Origin of the sequence: Pseudonocardia terrae (assembly GCF_021343995.1) — a bacterium.
Classification (GTDB): Bacteria; Actinomycetota; Actinomycetes; order Mycobacteriales; family Pseudonocardiaceae; genus Pseudonocardia; species Pseudonocardia terrae.
Genome location: NZ_JAJTTE010000016.1, coordinates 1 through 20,969, shown reverse-complemented (window position 1 = coordinate 20,969; position 20,969 = coordinate 1). Strand labels below are relative to the sequence as shown.

General features: G+C 75.3%; 20 protein-coding genes and 2 pseudogenes. 14 read left to right on the top strand and 8 right to left on the bottom strand.

Translation table 11 applies throughout. The features are described 5' to 3' along the window. Positions 1 to 17: 17 nt before the first annotated feature. The 3 genes from LWC33_RS12870 (at position 18) to LWC33_RS12860 (ending at position 2,408) form a co-directional block, all read left to right on the top strand. Positions 18 to 482 (top strand): DUF8821 family protein, encoded by a 465-nt coding sequence (locus LWC33_RS12870; protein WP_233304577.1) that lies wholly within the window; start codon positions 18 to 20, stop codon positions 480 to 482. Positions 483 to 582: 100 nt separating this feature from the next. Continuing rightward, complete coding sequence (locus LWC33_RS12865) at positions 583 to 1,410, top strand: patatin-like phospholipase family protein (protein ID WP_308190940.1); 828 nt, start codon at positions 583 to 585, stop codon at positions 1,408 to 1,410. Positions 1,411 to 1,451: 41 nt separating this feature from the next. Beyond that, the gene (locus LWC33_RS12860) at positions 1,452 to 2,408 is read left to right on the top strand and encodes a 1-acyl-sn-glycerol-3-phosphate acyltransferase (RefSeq protein WP_233304574.1); all 957 of its coding nucleotides are present in this window, start codon (positions 1,452 to 1,454) and stop codon (positions 2,406 to 2,408) included. 59 nt (positions 2,409 to 2,467) lie between these two features. Here the strand turns inward: LWC33_RS12860 and LWC33_RS12855 are convergent, their stop codons facing one another. Together LWC33_RS12855 and LWC33_RS36510 are read right to left on the bottom strand one after the other, a co-directional pair. Continuing rightward, positions 2,468 to 3,106, bottom strand: a complete 639-nt coding sequence (locus LWC33_RS12855; protein WP_233304571.1) for a PLP-dependent transferase — start codon at positions 3,104 to 3,106, stop codon at positions 2,468 to 2,470. Positions 3,107 to 3,140: 34 nt separating this feature from the next. Then, positions 3,141 to 3,248 (bottom strand): annotated as a pseudogene (locus LWC33_RS36510) (hypothetical protein); the annotation flags it as partial. 172 nt (positions 3,249 to 3,420) lie between these two features. Here LWC33_RS36510 and LWC33_RS12850 point away from each other — a divergent pair. From LWC33_RS12850 to LWC33_RS12840, 3 genes are all read left to right on the top strand, one after another. Further along, positions 3,421 to 3,990 (top strand): TetR/AcrR family transcriptional regulator, encoded by a 570-nt coding sequence (locus tag LWC33_RS12850; RefSeq protein WP_233304570.1) that lies wholly within the window; start codon positions 3,421 to 3,423, stop codon positions 3,988 to 3,990. A 99-nt stretch (positions 3,991 to 4,089) separates the two neighbouring features. Continuing rightward, on the top strand, positions 4,090 to 4,470 hold the full coding sequence (locus LWC33_RS12845; protein WP_233304568.1) for a hypothetical protein: 381 nt from the start codon (positions 4,090 to 4,092) through the stop codon (positions 4,468 to 4,470). Between the two features lie 4 nt (positions 4,471 to 4,474). Next, entirely contained in the window at positions 4,475 to 5,380 is a 906-nt protein-coding gene (locus LWC33_RS12840; RefSeq protein WP_233304567.1) for a pyridoxamine 5'-phosphate oxidase family protein, read from the top strand. 160 nt (positions 5,381 to 5,540) lie between these two features. Here the strand turns inward: LWC33_RS12840 and LWC33_RS12835 are convergent, their stop codons facing one another. Next, positions 5,541 to 6,761, bottom strand: coding sequence for a low temperature requirement protein A (locus LWC33_RS12835; RefSeq protein WP_233304566.1), 1,221 nt, complete (start codon positions 6,759 to 6,761; stop codon positions 5,541 to 5,543). A gap of 96 nt (positions 6,762 to 6,857) precedes the next feature. Between LWC33_RS12835 and LWC33_RS12830 the strand changes: the two genes are divergently transcribed. Both LWC33_RS12830 and LWC33_RS12825 read left to right on the top strand, forming a co-directional pair. Further along, positions 6,858 to 8,066 (top strand): FAD-dependent oxidoreductase, encoded by a 1,209-nt coding sequence (locus tag LWC33_RS12830; protein WP_233304565.1) that lies wholly within the window; start codon positions 6,858 to 6,860, stop codon positions 8,064 to 8,066. A gap of 53 nt (positions 8,067 to 8,119) precedes the next feature. Beyond that, on the top strand, positions 8,120 to 9,133 hold the full coding sequence (locus tag LWC33_RS12825; protein ID WP_233304564.1) for an asparaginase: 1,014 nt from the start codon (positions 8,120 to 8,122) through the stop codon (positions 9,131 to 9,133). Here the strand turns inward: LWC33_RS12825 and LWC33_RS12820 are convergent. Beyond that, positions 9,031 to 9,759, bottom strand: coding sequence for a DedA family protein (locus tag LWC33_RS12820; protein ID WP_233304562.1), 729 nt, complete (start codon positions 9,757 to 9,759; stop codon positions 9,031 to 9,033). The two genes, LWC33_RS12825 and LWC33_RS12820, sit on opposite strands and share 103 nt — an antisense overlap. Before the next feature lie 146 nt (positions 9,760 to 9,905). Between LWC33_RS12820 and LWC33_RS12815 the strand changes: the two genes are divergently transcribed. From LWC33_RS12815 to LWC33_RS12805, 3 genes are read left to right on the top strand one after another with little or no spacing between them, the layout of a single operon-like run. Then, positions 9,906 to 11,036, top strand: a complete 1,131-nt coding sequence (locus LWC33_RS12815; RefSeq protein ID WP_233304561.1) for a PQQ-dependent sugar dehydrogenase — start codon at positions 9,906 to 9,908, stop codon at positions 11,034 to 11,036. Between the two features lie 18 nt (positions 11,037 to 11,054). Further along, positions 11,055 to 12,566: a carboxylesterase/lipase family protein gene (locus tag LWC33_RS35960; protein ID WP_233304560.1), complete on the top strand. Its 1,512-nt coding sequence runs from the start codon at positions 11,055 to 11,057 to the stop codon at positions 12,564 to 12,566. Between the two features lie 24 nt (positions 12,567 to 12,590). After that, a complete protein-coding gene (locus tag LWC33_RS12805) occupies positions 12,591 to 12,902 on the top strand; it encodes a putative quinol monooxygenase (RefSeq protein WP_233304559.1) in 312 nt (103 codons plus the stop codon). Between the two features lie 81 nt (positions 12,903 to 12,983). Here the strand turns inward: LWC33_RS12805 and LWC33_RS12800 are convergent, their stop codons facing one another. The 3 genes from LWC33_RS12800 to LWC33_RS12790 all read right to left on the bottom strand — a co-directional run bounded on the left by LWC33_RS12800 (position 12,984) and on the right by LWC33_RS12790 (position 15,605). After that, positions 12,984 to 13,256, bottom strand: a complete 273-nt coding sequence (locus tag LWC33_RS12800) for a hypothetical protein (RefSeq protein WP_233304558.1) — start codon at positions 13,254 to 13,256, stop codon at positions 12,984 to 12,986. A 139-nt stretch (positions 13,257 to 13,395) separates the two neighbouring features. Beyond that, the gene (locus tag LWC33_RS12795) at positions 13,396 to 14,424 is read right to left on the bottom strand and encodes a TerC family protein (RefSeq protein WP_233304557.1); all 1,029 of its coding nucleotides are present in this window, start codon (positions 14,422 to 14,424) and stop codon (positions 13,396 to 13,398) included. 107 nt (positions 14,425 to 14,531) lie between these two features. After that, the gene (locus LWC33_RS12790; RefSeq protein WP_233304556.1) at positions 14,532 to 15,605 is read right to left on the bottom strand and encodes a hypothetical protein; all 1,074 of its coding nucleotides are present in this window, start codon (positions 15,603 to 15,605) and stop codon (positions 14,532 to 14,534) included. 197 nt (positions 15,606 to 15,802) lie between these two features. On the opposite strand from LWC33_RS12790, the gene LWC33_RS35955 reads away from it, so the two are divergent. Further along, a complete protein-coding gene (locus LWC33_RS35955) occupies positions 15,803 to 18,007 on the top strand; it encodes a tetratricopeptide repeat protein (protein ID WP_233304553.1) in 2,205 nt (734 codons plus the stop codon). A 26-nt stretch (positions 18,008 to 18,033) separates the two neighbouring features. Here LWC33_RS35955 and LWC33_RS12780 read toward each other — a convergent pair whose 3' ends face one another. Beyond that, the gene (locus LWC33_RS12780; protein ID WP_233304552.1) at positions 18,034 to 18,753 is read right to left on the bottom strand and encodes a Crp/Fnr family transcriptional regulator; all 720 of its coding nucleotides are present in this window, start codon (positions 18,751 to 18,753) and stop codon (positions 18,034 to 18,036) included. A 117-nt stretch (positions 18,754 to 18,870) separates the two neighbouring features. Between LWC33_RS12780 and LWC33_RS12775 the strand changes: the two genes are divergently transcribed. Continuing rightward, a complete protein-coding gene (locus LWC33_RS12775) occupies positions 18,871 to 19,605 on the top strand; it encodes a hypothetical protein (protein WP_233304551.1) in 735 nt (244 codons plus the stop codon). Further along, positions 19,602 to 20,969 (top strand): annotated as a pseudogene (locus LWC33_RS12770) (hypothetical protein); the annotation flags it as partial. The gene LWC33_RS12775 and the pseudogene LWC33_RS12770, both read left to right, overlap by 4 nt.

Here is a 20,969-nt window from a genome sequence, read left to right as displayed (position 1 = left end):
CGAGGGGACTCCGTGTCATGACCTACACCGTGGACTTCCAGACCGTGTCGACCGTCGGCCTGGAGTCGTCACCGGCCGCGGAGGCGCTCGCAGGCCTGCGGGCGAACGAGGCCCGCTATTTCAAGAACAAGTACGACCACGAGTTCACGGTGGTGCCCGCGACCGACGCCGAGGAGACCGTCGAGTGGGTGCACCGGATCCTGCGGGAGGAACGCGACATCGTCATCTCGTCCCCGCCCCTCGAGGCGACGGCCTTCCAGGTCGAGAACATCCGGATGGCCTACGTCTTCTACGAGAACGGCCTGTCGATCAACGTCATGTACAGCCTCGACGACGGCGGCAAGAGGGCGGTCGGGTTCAAGCTGTCCGACGGGATGGAGGTCCCCGAGGAGCTCGCCACGCGTTTCAAGTTCGCGCGCCAGAAGTCGAAGCTGGCCGGGACCATCCGCGGTTCGTACTTCACCATCAAGAAGGAGTACTAACCGGAAGAAGGAGTACTGACGGGCGCCGAACGGCCGTGGTGAACCGGCCCGGAGCGGCTCCGTCGGGCGGATTCGCCGCGGTCGGCGTATACCACCTGCCGTGGTGTGCACGGCGTTCGTTCTCGGAGGCGGCGGCGTGCTCGGCGCCGCAGAGGCCGGGATGGCCCGCGCGCTGCTGGAGGCCGGCATCGTGCCGGACCTGGTCCACGGCACGTCGATCGGGGCGATCAACGGGGCCGCCATCGCCGCCGACCCGACGCCCCGGGGCGCCCGGAACCTGATCCGCACCTGGGACGTGCTCGCGTCCGGCGGGGTGCTGGGCGGGTCGCTGCTGGGCAGGGTCGGGCAGGTCGTGCGCAGCGGGACGTCGTTGCACGACACCGAGGACCTGCGCCGGTTGCTGCGTGAGCATCTCCCGGTGGCGACGTTCGACGATCTCGTCGTCCCGTTCGAGTGCGTGGCGGCGAGCATCGAACGGGCCCGCGAGCACTGGTTCAGCGGCGGCGACCTGGTCGAGGCCGTCCTCGCCTCCTGCGCGCTGCCCGGGGTCTTCCCGCCCGTGCGCATCGGGGACGAGCACTTCATCGACGGGGGACTCGTGAACAGCATCCCGCTCGCCCGCGCCGTGGGCGAGGGCGCGGACACGGTCTGGGTGCTGCACGTCGGACGAATCGAGGAGCAGTTGCGCGTTCCGCGCCGGCCCTGGGAGGTGGGTTTCGTGTCGTTCGAGATCGCCCGCCGGCACCGCTTCCACGCCGACCTCGCCCTCGTCCCCGACGGCGTCACGGTGCACGTCCTCCCGACCGGCCTCCCCGCGCGACCGGCCGCGACGTGGTCCAACCTGCGCTACCGCGACACGGGCCGGATCACCTCGAGCGCCGGCCGCGCCTACGACGCCACGCGCGCCTACCTGGCCGGGCTGGGATGAGGGTCGGCGCGGCCCTGCGCCGCACCGTGACCGTCCCGACGGTGGCCCTCCTGGATCTGCTCATCCTCGGAACCGCCCCGATCACACTCGCCGTCGCCGCGCTGGTCTGCCTCCCGGCGCGGTCGAGCCTGCCGCTGCGCACCGTCGCGCTGTTCGTCGCCTACGCGGCCATCGAGCTCTCGGTCCTGCCCCGGCTGATCTCCGCCGATGAGCACGACTGGAACACACTGCTGCGTGACGTGCTCGGCCGCGGCTACCGCGCTTTGCGGAGCATCCTCGACGTCACCGTCGTCGAGCAGGACGGCTCGGTCCCGTCGGCGGACCTGCGCGGCGAGGGCGGCGTGATCGTCCTCGCTCGCCACTGCGGGCCCGGCGACTCGCTGTTCATCGCATGGCTCCTGGCCGTGCATCACCGCCTGCGCCTGCGGGTCGTCCTCACCGCGCTGTTGCGGCTCGAACCGAGCGTCGATCTCGCGGGCGACCACCTCCCGCTGTGCTTCATCGGTCCCCGACGCGGGCGCTCCCGGGCCTGCGTCGAGGACGTCGCCCGGTCGATGACGGCCGGCGACGCGCTCCTGCTGTTCCCCGAGGGCCAGAACTTCAGCCGAGCCCGCTGGCTCCGCTCGCTCACCGCCCTGCGTGACTCGGGCGCCGTCAGAAGGCTGAAGAACCTGCGTCGCAACACCTACACGCTGCCGCCGCGGCTCGGCGGGACGTTCGCCGCGCTCACCGCCGCGCCCGGCGCCGACGTCGTCCTGCTCGCACACTCCGGCTTCACGGACGACGGCCGCGACCGTCCCCTGTGGCGCCTCCCGACCCATCGCACGTTGCTGGTGCACACCGTCCGCGTGGCCGCCGCCGACATCCCGCGCCACGACCACGCCGCGCTGTCCGCCTGGCTCGACGACGCCTGGACCGGGGTCGACGAGTGGATCGCGGCGACTGTCGTGGCCAACCGGCGCAGTGCCGGGCTCGACACGACATCGACGGCCGGGTGAGGCGTCACTCCCTCAGGTCGGTCGCGCGACTGAATGCCGGGCATCCGCTCTCCGACGCCTCAGGTCAGAGCCCCGGAAAGCCCGCTCGGCCCGGCACCCTCGGCGGCCAGGCCGTTCAGCGCGTCGCGAAGCTCCGCGACGAGGTCGGCGGGCTCCTCGATGCCGACGGAGAGGCGGACGAGCCCGTCGGTGATCCCGAGCGCCTCGAGCTCGGCGGGCGGCAGCGAGCGATGCGTGGTCGTGGCGGGGTGCACGAGGGTGGTGGCGACGTCGGCGAGACTCGGCGACAGCGGGACGGCGTTCCCGAGCCGGGCGATCAGCCCGGCGACGGCGGGACGGCCGCCGGCCAGCTCGAAGGAGAGCATGCCGCCGGTGCCGCCGGGGAGGAGCCGGGCGGCGATCTCGGCGTGCGGATGGTCGGGGCGGCTCGGGTGGTGCACGCCGGTGACCGCCGGGTGCGCAGCGAGGAACTCGGCCACGACCAGCGCCCCACGCGTGTGCGCCTGCATCCGCAGCGGGAGGGTCTTCAGTCCCAGCAGCGCCATCCACGCGTCGAAGGGCCCCAGGGTCGCACCGAGATGCACGACGGACCGACGGACCCTGGCGACGAGCTCGGCGTCGCCCGCAACGATGCCGCCCATCGCCGCGGAATGGCCGCCGAGGTACTTGGGGGATGCTGTGCCACACCAGGTCGGCATCGTGGTCGAGGGGCCGCACCAGTGCGGGGCTCGTGAACGTCGAGTCGACGACGAGGACGGCCCCGACGCCCGCCGCCAGCACGGCGAGCGCAGGCAGGTCGGGCACCCGCAGCGTCGGGTTGGTGAGGGACTCGACGAGCAGCAGCCGGGTCCGTGGCGGGAGCGCCCGTTCGACTGCAGAGCGGGGACCAGCGGCGGCGCTGCCCCGGGGAGGTGGTGGGCGCCGGCGCGCGCGGCACGGGTCGTCGGACTCTGGCTCGTGGGCACGGTCGGCCGCTCAATCATATTGACCGAAAGTTCGGTAATGTTGGCTCATGGCGCGCCCACCCTCCATCGAGGACGACAAGCTGATCGACCTGATCGTGTCGGTGTTCCGGGAGAAGGGGTTCGACGGGACGGCGATCGGCGACCTGTCCGCAGCCTCCGGACTCCAGCGGGCCAGCCTCTACCACCGCTTTCCCGAAGGAAAGGAGCAGATGGCGGAGGTGGCCCTCGGCAAGGTCGGGCAGCGCTTCGGGTGGATCCTCGAGCCGATGCGGGAGGACCCGGAGGTCGCCCGGGGGATCGCCGAGACGGCGCGCAGGATCGGCGAGTTCTACGGGGCGGGCGCACTGTCGTGCGTGCTGGACACCATGACGCTGGCCGGGGCACCCACGGCGGTCCGGGACCACGCCCGGTCGCTCGCCGCGGCGTGGATCGACGCGATGACCGACGCCGCGCGACGCGCCGGCCACCGGCCCGATGCGGCGTTGCGTGCGGCCAAGGACGCCTTCGTGCGCATCGAGGGAGCGCTCGTCCTGGGCCGGGTGACGGGCGACACCGGGGCCTTCGCCGAGGCCGTCGCGCTCCTGCCGACCCTGCTCGTGCCGGAGGCGGCGGACTAGCCACGTCAGAGGCTCAGCACGGCACGCCTCGATTCACGCTTGAAAATTACCGATCATTCGGTAACTTTGAAGCCGTCCCCACGACCGAAGGAGAACCCGATGAGCGAGAAGACCGCGGTGGTCGTCCTGGCCGACCCGTCGACCGGGACCGAGGAGGCGCTGGGCCGGGTGTTCAACGCCCTCGCCACGGCCTGGGAGTACGGGCAGGGCGGCGACTCCCTGGTGCTGTTCCAGGGCGCCGGCACCCGCTGGCCCGCCGTCCTGGCCGATCCGGCGCACCCCGCCAACGAGCTCTACACGGCGGTGAAGAAGCAGGTCGCGACGGTGGCGCCGAACGGGTGCGCGACGGTCTTCGGCGCGACCGAGGGCGTCGCGGGCGAGGGCATCGAGCAGGTCGGCCAGAACCACGCACCGGGGACCCCCGGCGTCGCGAGCCTCCGGGAGCTGGAACGGTCCGGCTACCGCGTCCTGGTCTTCTGACGTCATGGCCGACCGGATCGACCACCTCGCCTTCCACGACGGCGAGCTCATCGCGCAGCGGGAGGCCGGGACCTCCGAGATGGCCGAGCGGGTCCGGCCGATCATCGCGAGCACGATCCCCCGCGGGGCGTTCGAGTTCCTGCAGCGGCAACGCATGCTGGTGCTGGGCGCCCGCGACCGCGACGGACGCGTCTGGGCCACCAGCCTGAACGGCCCCGAGGGGTTCCTGTCCGCCGCGGACCCGTACACGCTGCGGGCGACGGCGGACGTGCCGCCGACGGACCCCCTGGCCGACGTCCTGCGGGACGAGACGGACGTCGGCACTCTGGTCATCGACCTCGTGACGCGCAAGCGGTTGCGGATCAACGGGCGGTGGCGGCGCGTCGACGGGGGCGCCGAGGTGGAGGTGCACCAGGCGTTCGGCAACTGCCCCAAGTACATCCAGGCCCGCGCCGTGCAGCAGGGACCGCCGATGGACCGCCCGCCCATGGCGACACGGGGTACGGCACTCGATCCCGGTCAGGCGGACCTGGTGGCGGCCGCCGACACCTTCTTCATCGCGACGGCCGCGGCGGGCGGCGCGGACGTCTCGCACAAGGGCGGCGACCCCGGCTTCGTCAGGGTCGTCTCGCCGACCGAGCTGACCTGGCCGGACTACGTCGGCAACGCGATGATGATGACGGCGGGCAACCTCCGCGTGAACCCCGCGGCGGGGCTGTTCCTCCCGGACTGGCGGTCGGGAGGGACCCTGCAGCTGACCGGCACGTCCGAGGTGCGCCCGTCGGTGGGGGCTGCGGCCTCGCGCGCCGCCACGGGACGGGAGACCGTCTTCCGGATCACCGGAGCGGTCTGGACCGAGAACGCCTTCCCCTCGAGGTGGTCGGAGCCCGCGTACTCCCGCTTCAACTGAGCGAGGCGACGCGGGGCTCGCGTGCCGGGAGTCCTGATCCAGGACCTCCGGTGGCGGGCAGTGCGGAGGGCGGCTTACGAGCCCGGGACGACCGGAGCGGGGACCACGTCGGGATGACGATGCGCCAGGCCTCACAGGCCTCTCGTGGGCGCCGCGAGACTCACTGCTCCGCGCGCCCCGCCTGCCCGTGCCGCACCTGGTGGCGGAGCTCGCGGAACCGGTGGGTCTCGTAGCCGACGAGACCGCAGAGGACCACGGCCAGGATCAGCAGCGCGACGACGGCCGGGACCATCGCGACCAGCGGCGTGATCGCGAGCAGCACCACGCCGACGACGATGCGCTCCACGTTCAGCGTGCCGATCATGTAGCGCTTGAACCAGACGTGCGCGAAGAGGTAGATCGCCGCGCCGCCGTAGAGCGCGGCGAGCGGGATGCCGTAGAGCGGCTCGCCGAGCGTGTGCCCCTCGCCGCCGCCGATGAAGGTCAGGGCCTTCTTGAGGCCGAGCGACATGAGGATGATCCCGACGACCATCGGCAGGTGCAGGAAGGTGTAGCCGCCGCGGGCCAGCCTGATCTGCCGCTCGCCGGTCGCCTCGGCGAGGGCGTGCTCGGTGAGGATCGAGGTGACGTCGAAGTAGGCCCACCACATCGCGCCCGCGACCGCGAGTCCGAGCACGCTCCCGATGATGATCGGCCAGGAGATCGGCAGTGCGGCCACGCCGATGCCGATGGACACGATCGACTCGCCGAGCGCCACGATGATGATCAACCCGTGCCGCTCGGCGAAGTGGCTCGCGGAGTTCAGCCGCCAGGAGGCGCCGGCCAGCGCGGTGCCCACGTAGTCGCCGAGCAGGGCGCCCGCCCAGAGCGCGGTCTGCACCCAGCCCTCGGCCTGCGAGGCGAGGAGCAGCAGCACCGTGCCCAGCACCACGGACGGGATCCACCGCACGACCTGGCCGCGCAGCTGCGGGTCGTCGCGGCTGCAGATCCAGAACATGCCGAGGTGCACGATCCGGACGATGAAGTACGCGACCGCGAACACGACGGGCCCGGACAGGCCGCCGGGCAGGTCGTCGAACGCCTCGGGGATGGTGATCGAGGCGAGGAACACCCCGGCCATCGCGACGAGCATGCCGACCCTGATCAGGCCCTCGTCGGCCTTGGCGACGTTGCCGAGCCAGGAGTAGCCGACCCACGCCCACCACATGACGACGAGGATCAGCACGCCCCGGAGCACGACCTCGGCGGTCGGGTCCTCGGCCATCCAGTCGGTGGCGCGGGTGAGCGCGAACACGAATACGAGGTCGAAGAAGAGCTCGAGCGTGGTGACCGCCGCGCCCTCGCCGACCGTCTCCACCCTCGTCCGCCGCGGCGTGGCCATGCCGGGCATCGTGCCAGGCCCGGAACGTGGCCGACAGCCCGGAATGATCACTCGATCATCGAGAGGCTTTGCCGTCGAGCGGGTAGCGTGAGGACCATGAGCGCGACGACACCGGTCCGTGTGGTCGGCGGCGGGCCCGGCGGGATGCTGCTGGCCTACCTGCTGGCGCGGGCCGGGGTGCCGGTGACGCTGCTGGAGGCGCACCGCGACTTCGACCGCCGGTTCCGCGGCGACTCGCTGCATCCGTGGACCCTCGAGCTGCTCGACGAGCTGGGGCTGGCCGACGAGCTGCTCCGGCTCCCGCACTTCCCCGCCCGGTACTTCCGCTTCCACACCCCCGCCGGCACGCTCACCCCGGCCGACTACGGCGCGCTCGACAGCCGCTTCCCGTACGTCGCGCTCATGCCGCAGGCCCGGTTCCTCGACTTCCTCGCGGCGAAGGCCGCCGCGCTGCCGGCGTTCGAGCTGCGCACCTCGGCGCGGGTCTCGGCGCTACTCGAGGAGCACGGGGTGGTGACGGGCGTGCGGATCGGCGAGGAGGAGCTCCCGGCGAGCCTGGTCGTCGGCGCCGACGGCCGTTTCTCCAAGGTGCGGGCCCTGGCCGGGTTGCCGGCCCGCTCGCTCGGCGCGCAGACGGACATCCTGTGGTTCACGCTGCCCCGCCGCCCGGACGACCCGCCCGAGGCCGACGTCGACCTCTACTTCGGCGCCGACCACTACGTCGGGCTGCTCGGCGGGCCGGAGGACTGGCAGGTCGGCTGGTCGCTACCCAAGGGCGGCTTCCCGGCCGCGCGGAAGGCCGGCGTCGAGCCGATCCGTGCGTTCCTGCGTACGCACGTGCCGTGGCTGGCCGACCGCGTCGACCTGCTCACCGACCTGCGGCAGACGACCCTGCTGTCGGTCGACATCGCCCGGGTGGAGCGCTGGTGGCGGCCGGGCCTGCTGCTGATCGGCGACGCCGCGCACGTCATCTCCCCGGTCGGCGGCAACGGCATCCTCATGGCCCTGCAGGACGCCGTCGCCGCGGCGAACCGGCTGGTCCCGGCCCTGCGCGCGGGCGGCGTGCACGAGAGCGACCTGATCGCGGTGCAGGGCGACCGGGAGCCGGCGATCCGCACGGTGCAGGCCCAGCAGGTCCGCACCGAGCGGCGGGTGGTGCAGGCGCGCGAGCGGGACCGCGCGATCGCCCCGCCGGCCGCTCTCCGGTGGGTCTTCGGGCTGCCCGGTGTGCGCGCCCGGGCCGCGCGCGGCAACGCCTACGGACCGAACCCGCCGAGGCTGGCCCCGGGCGTCGTCGGCGCGTGATCCTCGCCGTGACGGGCAGCGGGCCGGGCGGGCGGCGGCTAGCGTGCCCGTCCGTGGGCGAGGCGAGCAGTGTCGCGACGGGGGCCGGGACCCTGGCCACCGTCGTCCGGTCCGGGGTGGTCGAGTCGGTGCACCTGGGGCACCTGGCGACGATCGACGGGCCGCAGATCGGCCGGCCCGGCACCACCTTCTTCCCGCGCTCGGCACTCAAGCCCGTCCAGGCGGCCGCGATGCTGCGCGCCGGGCTGGACCTCGACGGCGAGCTGCTCGCGCTCGCGGCCGCCAGCCACGCCGGCCTGCCGATGCACCGCGCGGGCGCGGCCCGGATCCTCGCCGCGGCCGGGCTCGACACGGGCGCGCTGCGCAACACCCCGGACCTCCCGCTCGACCCCGGCGCCGCCGCGGCCTGGCGCGCCGCAGGCTCGGCACCGGAGCCGGTCGCCCAGAACTGCTCGGGCAAGCACGCCGCGATGCTCGCGACCTGCGTGGCCGCGGGGTGGGACACGGGCACGTACCTCGATCCCGCGCACCCGCTGCAGCGGGCGATCCGCCGGCACGTCGAGGCGCTGACCGGCGACGAGGTGCGCCACGTGGCCGTCGACGGCTGCGGTGCACCGTTGTTCTCCTGCACCGTCGCCGGGCTGGCCCGCGCCTTCGCCGCGATCGCGACCGCCGACCCCGCGAGCCCCGAGGGCCGGGTCGCCGCGGCGGTCCGGGCGTACCCGGAGTGGCTCGGCGGGCCCGCCCGCCCGGTGACGCGCATCCTGCGGGCCGTGCCCGGGCTCGTCGCGAAGGACGGGGCGGAGGGCGTGTTCGCCGCCTCGCTACCCGACGGTCGGGCGCTGGCCCTCACGGTGCTCGACGGCGCCGCACGGCCAGTCCCGGCCGTGGTCGCGGCGACCCTGCGCGCCCTGGGGGTGCGTTCCCCGGAGCTCGATGCCGCCGGCCACGTGCCGGTTCTCGGTCACGGGGCCGAGGTCGGGGCCGTGGAGCCGGCGGTGCCGGCCGGACCGGTGGTGCCGGCGGAGCCCGCCGTGTCGTCGCCCGCCGACACCGGTGCGGCCTGATCCGGGACCTCGACCTCGTCGAGCATCCGGTGGGTGCGCCGCCGCACCACGAGCGCGACGGCGACACCCACGACGACCGCCACGCCGAGGCCGACCCAGGAGAACCGGGACAGCCACTTCTCGGCGACGATCCCCAGGTAGTACACGGCGGCGGTGGTCCCGCCGGCCCACGCGATCGCCCCCGCGACGTTCGCGACGAGGAAGCGCGGGTAGTGCATCCGCAGCGCCCCGGCGAGCGGCCCCGCGAAGATCCGCAGCAGGGCGACGAACCGGCCGAAGAACACCGCCCACATGCCCCAGCGGCCGAAGAAGCGCTCGGCCAGCGCGACGTGCCGCGGTCCGAAGTGCTTCGGGAAGCGCCTGCCGAGCCGGTCGAACAGGGTCATGCCGTAGCGGCGGCCGATCAGGTAGCCGATCGAGTCGCCGACGACGGCGCCGGCGATCGCGGCCCCACCCACCGCGACCGGGTCGACCGCCAGCTGATGGTGCGACGCCAGCAGCGCCGCGCTGACCAGGACGATCTCGCCGGGCAGGGGGATGCCGAGGCTCTCCACACCCACCACGAGCCCGACGATCAGGTACACCGCCAGCGGCGGGATCGCCAGCAGGATGTGGTCCACGGTCATGCCCTCCAGAGTGCCCGACGTCGGTGGGCGGCGGAGCGGGGCCACCCACCGGACCGCCCGGGTGCAGGCCCCACCCGGATGTCGCTTTCCTCCCATCCCGTCGGGTTCGTCGCGCCCGGAAGGGTTCCGACGGCTAGGTTCGGCCCGTGCGCTCCCCCACCGCCCTCCCCCTCCGGACCGGCGCCGCGCTGCTGCTCGCGGGCGCGCTGACCCTCACGGCGGCCTGCGCCGGGTCCGCCCCGGCGCCCACGTCGCCCGGCCCGCCCGGCACCCCGTCCGCCTCCCCACAGAGCGCACCGACGGCCGGCGAGCCGCGGGTGCTGGCGTCGGGCCTCGAGGTGCCGTGGGGCATCGCCTTCCTGCCGGACGGCTCCGCGCTGGTCACCGAACGGATCCCGGCGACGATCTCCCGGGTCGCCCCGGACGGCGCGGTGACGAGGCTGGGCAGGGTCGACGGCGTCACGCCGACCGGGGAGGGCGGGCTGCTCGGGATCGCGCTCTCCCCCGACTACGCCACCGACCGCGGTGTCTACGTCATGTTCACGACCTCGGACGACAACCGGGTCGTCCGGCTCACGGCGAACCCGGACGGCACGATCGACGGGTCGCGGCAGCAGGAGATCCTCATCGGGATCCCGAAGGGCGGCAACCACGACGGCGGCCGGATCGCGTTCGGCCCGGACGGCTTCCTGTACGTCGCGACGGGCGAGGCGGGCCGCGGCGAGCCGGCCCAGGACCGGGACGACCCGGGCGGGAAGATCCTGCGGCTCACCAAGGACGGGCAGGCGGCACTCGGCAACCCGTTCGGCACTGCGGTCTACAGCCTCGGCCACCGCAACCCGCAGGGCCTGGCCTGGGATCCGTCCGGGCGGCTGTACTCGGCGGAGTTCGGCCAGAGCACCTGGGACGAGATCAACCTGATCACGCCGGGTGCGAACTACGGCTGGCCGGAGGTGGAGGGCCCGGAGGGCCGCGACGGCTTCGTCGACCCGCTGGCCCAGCAGCGCACGGACGACGCCTCGTGGAGCGGCCTGACCTACGCGGACGGCGCGCTCTACGCCGGCGCGCTCGGCGGCGAACGGCTCTTCCGCTACCCGGTGAACCCGGACGGGTCGCTGGGCGAGCCGCAGGTGCTGTTCCAGGGCACGTACGGCCGCATCCGCACCGTCGCGGCGGCGCCGGACGGGAAGTCGCTGTGGTTCACCACCAGCAACCGGGACGGCCGGGGCGACCCCGGCCCCGACGACGACCGCATTCTCGTGCTTCCGCTGCCGTGATCCGGTAGACCGGAGACCGTGCAGACGAGCGAGCGGTCGGTCGAGGACCAGGGCCGCCGGGCGCCGGAGGCGGTCACCACCGCAGGCCGGATCCGGGGCGTCGAGAAGGACGGGGTTGCCCGGTTCCTGGGCGTGCCCTACGCGGCACCGCCCGTCGGCCCGCTCCGGTTCGCCGCGCCCGCGCCGGCACCCGCCTGGGACGGGGTGCGGGACTGCACCACCGCCGGCCCGAACGCCCCGCAGCCGCCGCGCACCTTCGGCGCCCTGGACCTCTCCCCCGTCGTCGGACAGGGCTGGCGGCCGGGCGACGACTACCTGACCGTCGACGTCTGGACGCCGGACCCCGGCGGCTCCGGACTGCCCGTGATGGTCTTCGTGCACGGCGGCGCGTTCGTCGCCGGCGAGCCGGGCGCCCCGGTCTACGACGGGACCGCGCTGGCCCGCGCCGGCGTCGTGCTCGTGTCGGTGACCTACCGGCTGGGGATCGAGGGTTTCCTCCCGCTGGCCGGCGGGGCCACCAACATCGGGCTGCGCGACCAGCTCGCGGCCCTGGCATGGGTCCAGGAGAACGCGGCCGCGTTCGGCGGCGACGCCGCGCAGGTCACGGTGTTCGGGGAGTCCGCGGGCGCGATGAGCGTCGGCAGCCTGCTCGGCTCGCCGCGCGCGGCCGGGCTGTTCCGCCGGGCGATCGTGCAGAGCGGCGGCGCGGAGATGGTGCACAGCGAGGGGCCGTTGCGCGGGTTCGCCGCGCGCGTGGCGGCCGAGCTCGGCGTGGAGCCCACCGCCGAGGCCTTCCGCGGGCGCTCCCTGACCGACACCCTGGCCGCGCAGGACCGCATGGCCGATCCGCTCAAGCGCGGCGACCTGCGGGAACCCGACGGCGTCGATCCCGGCTTCGGGCTCGGCGGGTTCTGCCCGGTGGTGGGCGACGACGTCCTGCCGCGCTCCCCGCTCGACGCCGTCGCCGAGGGCTCTGCCGCAGGCATTGACGTGATCACCGGCTTCAACGCCGAGGAGATGAACCTCTACCTCGTGCCGACCGGGGTGCTCGGCGCGCTGACCGACGCCCAGGCCCTCGCCGGGCTCGGCGCCGTACACCCGCAGGCCGCGGAGCTGCTGGCCGCGGGCACCGGGACCACGCCGGGCGAGCGGTACGGCGCCGTGCTCACCGATCTGGTGTTCCGCGGTCCGGCGCTGCGCCTCGCTCTCGCGCACACCGGGACGGGCTCCGGCGCCACCCACGTCTACGAGTTCGGCTGGCGCTCCCCCGCCTTCGGCGGTGGGCTGGGCGCCTGCCACGCCCTGGACCTGCCGTTCGTGTTCGGCACGCCGGAACGCGCCGCCGGGCCCGACGCCCTGGCCGGCGAGGACCCGCCTCGCGCACTGGCCGACGAGATGGTCGCCGCCTGGACGGCGTTCGCCCGGACCGGCGCACCGGGCTGGCCGGCCTTCACCGCCGAGGGCCGGGTGCTGCGGCGCTTCGGCACGCCGTCGGTCGACGCGGCCGCCGACCCGGTCACCGCCGCCTGACCCCGGCGCGGTTACCGTCGCCGCATGAGCGCCCGCGTCGGCAGGTACGTCCGCATGATCGCGACCCCCGGGGACGGGGGCGCACTGGCCGAGGGCATGCTCCGGGTCGCCGAGGGCATGCGGTCGGCGCCGGGCTGCGAGCTGTACATCGTCAACCGCGCTCCGGACGAGGAGGACGCCGTCTGGGTCACCGAGGTGTGGGCGGACGAGGCGGCGTCCGAAGCCGCGCTGGAGCGCGACCTCGGCGAGGCCGGCCTCGGCGCGGTGCTGCCGCTGCTCGCGGGCCCGCCCGAGTACATCGAGCTCACCCCGGTGGGCGGGCCCGGGCTCGGCTGAGGCGGCTCGGCTGAGACGGCTCGGCTGAGACGGCTCGGCTGCGACGGCTTGCTGGGACGGCTCGGCCTGCGACGGCCGGCGTCAGCCGACGGTCACGTGCAGCACGGCCGGCAGCCGGTGCAGGCGCGCGACCAGCAGCTCGGCCTCCTCGGGCGTCAGCGGCAGGCGGACCCCGAGGGCGCCGGTGTCGTCGTCGGCGAGGTCGGCGGTGAGCTCGCGGACCGGGTAGCCGCGGCCGCGCAGCAGGGTCACGACGCGCTGGACGCCGTCGAGGCCCCCGGTCACGGTGACGGCGACGGTCACGGCACCCGGGACACGAGGGGCGGCGGGCGCGGACGGCAGGGCGGCGGTCATCGGATCTCCTTCGCGAGGTGGGGATCCGGGCCAGGTCCCGGGCGGGCGCACAGGAACAGCGCGCCGGCGACCTGGCTCAGCCGGCGCGCCGGGTAATGATCTCCCGCCGGGAGGTCAGCGCGTGGCGCACATTGCCATCCTAGCGGTCCCGCTCCTGCTCCGACGCCCCCACCGCGCCGGGAGCCTTCCGGCTGGCCCGCAGTGAACCCGCGTGCGCCCGCTGGCCGGGGTCGTTGCGCGTCCTGATCAGGCTCGCGACCGTCACGACCACCAGGATTCCGATGATCACGGCGAGGCTCAGCGTCGTCGGGATCTCCGGCACCGACGGGCTGATGTCGACGTGCAGCCAGTGCAGGATCAGCTTCACCCCGATGAACGCCAGGATGACCGACAGCCCGGTCGAGAGGTACACCAGCCGGTCCAGCAGGCCCTTCACCAGGAAGAACAGCGCGCGCAGGCCGAGCAGGGCGAAGGCGTTGGCCGCGAAGACGATGTAGGCCTCGCTGGTCACGCCGAACACCGCGGGGATGGAGTCGAGCGCGAACAACAGGTCGATGCCGCCGATCGCGACCAGCACGATGAACAGCGGCGTGGCCAGCCGCTTGCCGTCGACCTTCGCGAACAGCCTGCCGCCGTGGTACTCGTCGCTGACCGGGAAGAGCCGGCGCGCGCCCTTGACCACGGCATTGTCCTCGACGTCCGGGTCCTCGTCGCGGTGCCGGAAGAGCTGCACGGCGGTGTAGAGCAGCAGCAGGCCGAACACCAGGAACATGAACGAGAAGGCGTTGAGCAGCGTGGCACCGACGGCGATGAAGATGCCGCGCATGATCAGCGCGAGCACGATCCCGAAGGTCAGGACCTTGTGCTGGTGCTCCTCGGGGACCGCGAACGTCGTCATGATGATCACGAAGACGAACAGGTTGTCGACCGAGAGGCTCTTCTCGACGAGGTAGCCGCTGAAGTACTCGATGCCGAACTCGCTGCCGGCATACGCCCAGAACACCACGCCGAACAGCACGGCCACGGCGATGTAGAAGACCGACCAGAGCACGGCCTCGCGGAAGCCCACCCGGTGGGGCTTCAGGGCCGCCACGATCAGGTCCAGCGCGAGCAGCAGGACGATCGCCCCGATCGTCACGGCCCACGCCAGCCCGCTGACCTCGAGCACCCGGCCTCCTGAAGTCGATGTCGGCGTCGCCGCCCTCCGGGAGCAGGCTACCGACACGGGGGACATTTCGCCCGAACCGGGACGAAAGTGGCGCTCGCCACCGCGGCTCAGCGGGTGCGCTCGACCCGGCAGGTCCCGGAGACGATGTCGGTGCCCGGCGGCAGCGACCCGCGCTTCTGCGCCCAGCTGCTGTCGCCGTCGTGCTCGTAGCTCTCCCGGAGCCACTGTCCCGCACCGGCGTCCGCCTCCACCACGAACAAATCGCGGACGGACCCGATCGGGGAGTCGAAGGCGAGCACGAACGAGGCGGGCCCGGAGTCGGCCCGGACGGGGGCCTTCGCGAAGAAGGGCAGGCCCTCGGTGAACAGGCGCAGCATCAGCCAGTAGGTGTGGTCCGGGTCCGCGGGCTCGACGACCTCGAGGTCGACCCGGATCCGGGCCGGGATCCCGGGCTGCCCGTCGTCCGAGGCCACGGAGAGGAACCGGACGTCGGCGCCCGCGCCGCCGTCGCCGCAGTTCACCCCGCCGGGGCCGGCCGGCTCGGTGGTCGCCACGCCGGGCAGGGCGAGCGGCGACACCGCCACGGTCTGCTGCTCGGAGGATCCGCGGCCGAGGAGGAGGCCGAAGACCGTGCCCGCCCCGAAGAGCGCGAGCCCGGCGAGCGCGAGCGCCAGGAACCGGGTGCGGCCACTCCGCCGGGGCGGGTCGGCGGGAGCCTGCGCGCCCTCGCGGGCGGTCGTCCCGGCGGTATCCGCACCTCCGACCGTGGTGCGGCCGGTGGTACCGGCGGCGTTGCCGACGCCGGTACCGCCGACCTCCGCGGCGTTCCCGGTGTCCTCCGCGTCCTCGCCCGCCGTCCACGCGTCCCGGGCCGACGTCCAGCGCGTCTCGAACGGCTCCGGGTCCTCGCCGTGCACGACCAGGAAGGCCCGCACCGAGGGCCAGCGCGGCAGGGCGCTGCGACCGTCGGGCGAGCGACGTGGGCCGAGCATCCGGGAGCAGGTGGCCGACGAGACCGTGACCAGGTCGGGACGGTCGGTGCGGGCCCGCACGATCGCCTCCTCGACCAGGCGGAGCCGGTCGAAGGGGCCGTCGGTGTAGATCGCCCGCAGCACCGTGACGACCTCGCGCACGGGCTCCGGCAGGTCCTCCTGCAGGGGGTCCAGCCCCTTCTGCGGCATCGCCGCCCGCCTCCTCCTCGCCGGTGTCCCCCGCCGATGTGCCCCGCTGACGTCCCGTCGATCAGCACTGATCAGGTCGCTGCAACGTTGCCGTTGGTTACACCTGTCCGGTGCACGTCCACGGAACGCGCCCCGGTCACGGAGCATCGAGCGATCGACGACACTGGGTATTCGACCGGGCAGGAGGTGATCACGGGGTGGGCGAAGCCGCACACGCCGTCGGGCGGCTGACCCTGCGCCTCGACGCCCCTGTCGGTGCCGCGGTCCAGGTCGGCACGGTCGCCGTCCCGCTCGCCGGGTTGGTCGGCAGTGGGTCGGGCGTTGCGTCGGGAGCGGTGCCGGGCGCCCTCCCGCCGCGCCCGCACGGTTTCGCCGGGCGGCGCCGCGAGCTGGCGGAGATCGTGCGGGCCGTCCGCGGACCCGTGCGGGCGGTGCTGCTGACCGGCCGTCCGGGCGCGGGCACCACGGCGCTGGCCGTCGAGGCCGCGCACCGGCTCGCCCCGCTCTTCCCCGACGGCGTCCTCGCCGAGGACCTGCGCGACCGGCCGCCCGGGACGGCCGGCCCGGCGGGCCGGCTGCTCGCCGGGCTGGGCCTGCCCGTCCCCGAACGGACCGTGGACGCCCGGGCCGCGCTGCGGGCCGCCCTGACCGAGCGGCGCGTCCTCCTCCTGCTCGACGACGTCCCCGACGCCGGGCTGGTCGCCGGGCTCCTGCCCACCCGGGCCGGCTCGTTCGCCCTGCTCACCGCGGCCTGCCCGCTCGCACTGCCCGACGGCGCCGCCGTTCGGGTCGAGGTCGGCGATCTCGACCCGGACGAGGCCCGTGTCCTCCTCGGCGGCCCCGGCCCCGGCGTCGACGAGCTCGCCGCGGTCTGCGACCGCCTGCCGCTCGCGCTGCGCATCGCGGCCGCCCGCCTGGCCGCCGACCCGGACCTCACGCCGGAGCGGCTCGCCGCCGAGCTGCGCGACCGGCACCGCACGTTCGCCGGGCTCCGGATCGGTGACCGGACCCTGCGGGCGTCGTACGCCGCGGCCTACGCCCAGCTCGGGCCGACCGAGCGCCGGGTGCTGCGCACGCTCGGGGCGATGCCGCTCGCCGACGTCACGCCGACGACGGCGGCGGCGCTGGCCGGGGTTGACGTCGAGTACGTCGGGCCGGCGCTGGCCGTGCTCGCGGTGGCCCGGCTCGTCGACCGGCGGGCGGGCACGCCCCCGCGGTACGCCCTGCGCGGCACCGCCCGGCGGTTCGCGGAGGAGGCGCTGCGCGACACGGGCGGCGAGCGGATGGCCACGGCCGCCCGGCAGCGGGTCGCCCACGCCTACCTGCAGGCACTCGACCGCGCCCGCCCCACCCCGGGCCGACCCGCGGACCACGGCTGGTTCGCGGCCGAGTGGGACAACCTCGTCGTCGTCGCCGAGGACCTCGAGCGGTCCGACCGGATCGGGCTCGACCAGGTCGCCGACGTCCTCGCGGACCGCGACACACTCCCGGCGCCCTGGTCGCACTGGCACCGGGTCCAGGCCGCGGCGTTGCGGTGCGCGGAGGCCGAGGGTCCGCCGGAGCGGCGGGCGGAGCTGCAGGTGCGGATCGCCGTCGCGCTCCGCGAGCGCGGCCGCGCCGACCTCGCCCTGGGTGCCCTCGACGGGGCCGAGCGCCGCTTCCTCGACGCCGGCGACCCGGTCGGGGCGGCCGGGGCGGTGCTGGCGCGGGCCGAGGTGCACCGCGAGCTGGGCGACGGGGGCCGCGCCGAGCAGCTCTACCTGCGCGTGATCGCGCTGCTGCGCGCACACCGGGGCGCGGAGGCGGTGGGGACCACGGCGTGGGCCCTGCACGGGCTCGGGGTGGTGGCGTGCTCGCGCGGCCGCACGGACCGTGCCCTGCACTGCGGGGCGGGGGCGCTGGAACGGTTCCGGGTGCTGGACCACGGGCCGGGGCAGGCCGCGGTGTGGCACGGCCTCGGCGACGCACGCCTGGCCGCGTGCGACGCCGCGGGAGCCGTCGAGGCCTACCGCCGCAGCTGCGCGCTGCACGCGGACCTCGGCGGGCCGGAGCCGGCGGCCCCGCGGCAGGGGCTGGGTGAGGCGCTGGCCGCGGCCGGGCGGGCGGGTGCGGCGGCGGTCGAGCTGGGGGCGGCGCTCCGGGCCGCGGTCGCGGCGGGCGACCGGACCGGTGAGGCGAGGGCGCGCCGCTGGCTGGCCGCCCTGGGTCACCAGGAGTCGAACGGGAGCTCCGTCGGCAGCGCCGCGCCGTCGTGGCCGAGCAACGCGAGCATGTCCTCGTCCACGGCGAAACCGGACGGGGCCGGTGCCGGTCCCTCGTCGGGATCGGGTTCAGCGCTCACCGCGGCTCCTTCCCGTCGCCGGGCGTCGGGCCCCGATGATCGCCGGGATCCGGCCCGGTGATGTCGCACCGGTGCCACCTGCGGGGCTCAGCCGGCGGGTTCGCCCAGCCTGCGCCGCAGGCCGTCGGGATCGAGGACCCGCAGCTTCCGCGGCGACGAGCGGTAGCCCGTGTCGACCAGCCCGGCCTCCTGCAGCCGGGCCAGCTCGAGCCCCACGATCCGCGGCTTGGCGCCCACCAGGTCGGCGATCCGCGGCTGGGCGAGCGGCACGTCGATCACCACCGCCCCGCCGGGGCCCGGCACGCCGAACTCGCGGGCGTGGTCGAGCAGCACCCGCGCGATCCGGACGCCGATGCGGCCCTGCGTGTACCGGACCCGGCGGTCGGTGACCGCCCGCATCTTCGCGACGACGGCGGCCGTGACCGCCCGCTGCGCCTCGTGGTCGGCGCCGAGGAACCGGTCGAGGGCCGGACGGGGCACCACCCGGCAGCGGGTGGGCACGGCGGCTCGGACCATCGCGGAGCGCGGCCTGCGGTCGACGTAGCCGAACTCGCCGAGCAGGGAACCGGGCCCGCGGAAGGCGAGGAACACCTCGGCCCCGTCCGCGGCGGTGACGCTCACCGTGGCGAGGCCCTCCTCCAGCAGCAGCATCGACTCCGAGGGCGAGCCCTGGAAGAGGATCGTGACGCCGGCGGCGAACTCGGCGGAGTGCCCGAGGGCGCGCAACGCCGCCCACAACGCGGGATCGAGGGCAGGGTCGGACCCGACGCCGGCCCACCGGCCGTCCGTCCGCTCCTGGGTCGTCACCGACCGGTCACCCCCGGGTGCCCCGCGGACCGGGCGGTCCACATGCCGAACCTACCCGGAAGGTGCCCCCACCTCGTAGGCTCCCCGTGGACGGCGGTCGGGTGTACAGGGGGACGGGTGATCGGACGCCGGGGGGATCCGGGCGACCGGTTGTGCGTCGCGGTCGACCTGGAGGGCTACAGCCGGCGCTCGGACGCCGGCCAGGAACGGGCCCAGGAGGCCCTCGCCGGGCTGCTCGACGCGGCGTGGCGGGCTGCGCGGACGGAGGCGCTGCGCCAGCCCAACGGCGACGGCGAGGTGGCCCTGCTCGGCCCGGCGGCGGAGCCCGGGGCGGTCGTCGCGATGCTGCAGGCGCTGGGCGCCGGGCTGGAGGCGCTCAACCGCTCCACCCCGCGTGAGCGACTCCGGCTGCGCGCGGCCGCCCACCGCGGCCCGGGCCGCCCCGCCCGCAACGGGTTCGCCGGCAGCGGCGTGGTGCGCACCTGCCGGCTCCTCGGGTCCCGCGCGCTGCGGGCCGAGCTGGTCCGCCGGCCCGGCACCGATCTCGCGGTGGCGCTGTCCGATCCGCTCTTTACCGAGCTCAGCGGCGTGCTCCCGGTGCAGGACTTCCGGCGCGTGCTCGTCCTCGAGCCGGCGAAGGTGTTCTCCGGCCACGCCTGGCTGCACACGGGTGGCCCGCTTCCCGCGCTGCTCGACGCAGCTGGGTCCGCCGGCGTCCGGCCGGAGGAGCCCGACGTCCCCGATATGCGGATCGAGATCGCCGACGGCGGCCAGGCCGGGTCCGTCGTCCAGGCGCGCGAGCTGCACGGCGGCCTCACGATCGGCCTGCCGGACCGCCGGGGCGACAGGTGAGGGAGCCGGAGCTGGACCTGCGGGTGGCGGCACCCGTCGGGACCGTCGTGCAGGTGGGGCGGGTCCTCCTCGAGCCGGCGGCCGCACCCCCGGTCGACCCGGGCACCCTCGCGGGGCTCGTCGGCCGCGAGGCCGAGCTCGGCGCCGTGCTGCGGACGCTCGCCGCCGGCGCGCCCGGGGTCGTGCTGGCCGGCGGGCGCGGCATCGGGACCACCGCCGTGGCCCTCGCCGCGGCCGCGCGCTTGTCCGGCCGGTACCCGGGCGGGGTCCGCTTCGTGCCGCTGACCGGCCCGGATCCGGGGCCGGTGCTGCGCGAGCTGCTGCGCGACCTCGGCGTGCGGGCCGGCGAGATCCCGGCGTCGACGCCGCACCGCGCCGCCCTGCTGCGCGCGGTGCTCTCCGCGGCGCCCACACTGCTCGTGCTCGACGACGCCCGCTCGGCCGCGCAGGTCCGCGCACTGCTCCCGGGCGGTGGTTCGGCGGTGCTGGTGACCACGACCGAGCCGCTCGACGAGCTGCACCTGGACGGCCTGGCCCCGGTCGCGGTGCGGGGTCTGCCGCCCGCCGCGGCCGCCGCGCTGCTGCCGGGCGCCGACCCCGCTGACCCCGCTGACCCCGCTGACCCCGCGGACCCCGCGAATCCCGGTGTGCCCGTCCTGTGCCCGGCGCCGAGCCGTCCGGAGCCCGGGGTCGTGTTGCTCGAGTCGTGTCACGGGTCGCCGCTCGCGGTGCGCCTGCTCGCGGGCGCCTGCCCGACGCCGGCCGCCGCGCTCCGGGCGTTGACGGACGAGCTGTCGGAGGAGCTGCCGGGGGCGTCGACCGAGGCGTCGACAGGGGCGTCGACAGGGGCGTCGACGGGGACCTCGACGGGGCCGTCGACGGCCTGGGCCCGGCCGCTCGACGCGGCGGCGGCCGCCCGAGCCGCGGCCCGGATCGCGCTGGCCGTCCTGCCTGCCGCCGAGCGCGAGGTGCTGGAAGCCGTCCGGGCCACCGGGCTGCCCCTGGTCGATCCGGCCCGGTGCGCCGCGGTGCTCCCGGACGGGCTCGCCGGTGGCGTTCCGGTCGACCCGCTCCTGCGCGCCCTGCTCCGACGGGGTCTGCTCAGCCGGCGCCCGGGACCCGGGGCCGGGCCGTGGTGCGCCCTGCCCACGGCCGTCGCCGAGGTGCTGCCGGCCGACCCGGAGTGGCTGGCCGTCCCGTCGTCGCGACCGGCTGCTCTCGAAGGCCCCGCCACGCACGACACCCCCACGCCCCTCGGCCGCCCGACCGCGCACGCCAGCCCGGCCCCGCTCGACAGCCCGGCCCCGCACGACAGCCCGGCCCCGCACGACAGCCCGGCCCCGCACGACAGCACGGCCCCGCAC

Excerpts from the sequence above, each read along its gene's own strand:
- LWC33_RS12870 (WP_233304577.1), top strand. The coding sequence starts at position 18 with ATGACCTACACCGTGGACTTCCAGACCGTGTCGACCGTCGGCCTGGAG.
- LWC33_RS12855 (WP_233304571.1), bottom strand. The coding sequence starts at position 3,106 with ATGCCGACCTGGTGTGGCACAGCATCCCCCAAGTACCTCGGCGGCCAT.
- LWC33_RS12850 (WP_233304570.1), top strand. The coding sequence starts at position 3,421 with ATGGCGCGCCCACCCTCCATCGAGGACGACAAGCTGATCGACCTGATC.
- LWC33_RS12845 (WP_233304568.1), top strand. The coding sequence starts at position 4,090 with ATGAGCGAGAAGACCGCGGTGGTCGTCCTGGCCGACCCGTCGACCGGG.
- LWC33_RS12840 (WP_233304567.1), top strand. The coding sequence starts at position 4,475 with ATGGCCGACCGGATCGACCACCTCGCCTTCCACGACGGCGAGCTCATC.
- LWC33_RS12835 (WP_233304566.1), bottom strand. The coding sequence starts at position 6,761 with ATGGCCACGCCGCGGCGGACGAGGGTGGAGACGGTCGGCGAGGGCGCG.
- LWC33_RS12830 (WP_233304565.1), top strand. The coding sequence starts at position 6,858 with ATGAGCGCGACGACACCGGTCCGTGTGGTCGGCGGCGGGCCCGGCGGG.
- LWC33_RS12820 (WP_233304562.1), bottom strand. The coding sequence starts at position 9,759 with ATGACCGTGGACCACATCCTGCTGGCGATCCCGCCGCTGGCGGTGTAC.
- LWC33_RS12805 (WP_233304559.1), top strand. The coding sequence starts at position 12,591 with ATGAGCGCCCGCGTCGGCAGGTACGTCCGCATGATCGCGACCCCCGGG.
- LWC33_RS12800 (WP_233304558.1), bottom strand. The coding sequence starts at position 13,256 with ATGACCGCCGCCCTGCCGTCCGCGCCCGCCGCCCCTCGTGTCCCGGGT.
- LWC33_RS12790 (WP_233304556.1), bottom strand. The coding sequence starts at position 15,605 with ATGCCGCAGAAGGGGCTGGACCCCCTGCAGGAGGACCTGCCGGAGCCC.